Origin of the sequence: Streptomyces africanus, assembly GCF_002150735.1 — a bacterium.
In the GTDB taxonomy this organism is placed as follows: domain Bacteria; phylum Actinomycetota; class Actinomycetes; order Streptomycetales; family Streptomycetaceae; genus Streptomyces; species Streptomyces africanus.
Genome location: NZ_MUKA01000582.1, coordinates 1 through 1,479 on the forward strand (window position 1 = coordinate 1; position 1,479 = coordinate 1,479).

Here is a 1,479-nt window from a genome sequence, read left to right on the forward strand (position 1 = left end):
GCGCTCCGGCTGGACTGCCGGGAGACCTACGAGGAGTTCCTCGACGGCGTCCGGCTCACGGACATCCTCACCGACCTGTCCGCCGACCTCGCCCAGGGCGACCTCCTCCTGCCCGAGGAGGCCGTGCGGCCCTACCCGGGGGCCGCGGACGATCTGGCGCACCGGCGCTGGAGCCCCGCCGTCGCCGCGCTGGTCACGCAGCTGACCGGCCTGGCCCGCCAGTGGGTGACCCAGGACGGTCTCAGCCGCGGCATGCACCCCGGGCCGGCCACCGTCCTGCACACCATGGCCGCCCTGCTGCGCGCCCAGCTCGACGCGATCGGCTCCGCCGGCCCGGGGTGCATGCCGCGGCTGAGACCGTCCTGGGTCACCCACTGGCGGGCCAGGCCGGTCAGCTGCGTGACCAGCGCGGCGACGGCGGGGCTCCAGCGCCGGTGCGCCAGATCGTCCGCGGCCCCCGGGTAGGGCCGCACGGCCTCCTCGGGCAGGAGGAGGTCGCCCTGGGCGAGGTCGGCGGACAGGTCGGTGAGGATGTCCGTGAGCCGGACGCCGTCGAGGAACTCCTCGTAGGTCTCCCGGCAGTCCAGCCGGAGCGCCACGGGGACGCCCGCCCGGTCGAAGAGCGTGCGGACCTGGCCGAACCAGGGCAGCAGGTTGTCCCGCCCCCAGGTGCGCCAGGCGGCCCAGTCGGGGAAGTGCCTGCCGTGGGTGTCGTCCTGGACCTGGACCATGGCGCCGTGCAGTTCGGACAGGTCCAGGCGCCAGCGCGCCGCGGTGTCGGCCAGGGCGTGGCGGACCGGGTCCGGGCTGGTGCCGGCGGGCAGTTCGCGGTGCAGGGCGGTGATCCACTCCTCGACCCGGGCGGCCCGCTCGGCGGCGGGCGCGGTGCGGTCGTCGCCCAGGTCGTCGAGCGCGCTGGCCGCCGCCCACAGGGCCCAGCAGGCCGGGCGCAGCGCCGCGGGCACGAGCTGGATCAGCGCGTACTCCGCCGGGTCCTGCTCCCTGGTCCGGCGCCGGCACAGCCCGTAGGCCGCCCGCAGCGCCGGATCGTCGCCGATCACCGCCCCTGCGGAGGTCGCTCGTCGGTCTGCCGGTCGTGTGTTCGCGCGAGGCACACCGCTCACAACGACGACGGCACGTCCAGGTTGTGCGACGCGCGAGCGGGCTAGTGCATGTGGGTCGGGGGACCTGTCAGGAGCCGGTGCCGTCGTCCTCGGCGGCGGTGTCGTCGCGGTCGCCCTCCGCCTGGGACGGCGTGGGGTGCGGTGGCGCGGTGCGGTCGGGCGCGTCCTGCTGGTCGTCACGGTCGCCCTCGGCCTGGGACGGGGTGTGGTCGCTCATCGGGGTGCCTCCTGCCCGTGCCGGTGGAACCGGAGCGGCCGTGTGCCGCGCTCCGGCCGTGGCCGCCCGGGTACCCCGATGGGCTGCGGTGCACCGTGCCGGGGCGAGCGGGCCGGGTGGGGCTGGGCCCGGCGGCCC

At 76.8% G+C, this 1,479-nt stretch carries 2 protein-coding genes and 1 pseudogene; 1 reads left to right on the forward strand and 2 read right to left on the reverse strand.

What is annotated here, in order from left to right:
• The first annotated feature begins 108 nt into the window (after positions 1-108).
• Complete coding sequence (locus CCL05_RS47340) at positions 109-465, forward strand: hypothetical protein (RefSeq protein WP_341868303.1); 357 nt, start codon at positions 109-111, stop codon at positions 463-465.
• Positions 466-731: 266 nt separating this feature from the next.
• Here the strand turns inward: CCL05_RS47340 and CCL05_RS47345 are convergent.
• Together CCL05_RS47345 and CCL05_RS45470 are read right to left on the reverse strand one after the other, a co-directional pair.
• A pseudogene (locus CCL05_RS47345) lies at positions 732-1,124 on the reverse strand (squalene/phytoene synthase family protein); the annotation flags it as partial.
• Between the two features lie 67 nt (positions 1,125-1,191).
• Positions 1,192-1,341, reverse strand: a complete 150-nt coding sequence (locus CCL05_RS45470) for a hypothetical protein (RefSeq protein WP_167409726.1) — start codon at positions 1,339-1,341, stop codon at positions 1,192-1,194.
• Positions 1,342-1,479 lie beyond the last annotated feature (138 nt).

Excerpts from the sequence above, each read along its gene's own strand:
- CCL05_RS45470 (WP_167409726.1), bottom strand. The coding sequence starts at position 1,341 with ATGAGCGACCACACCCCGTCCCAGGCCGAGGGCGACCGTGACGACCAG.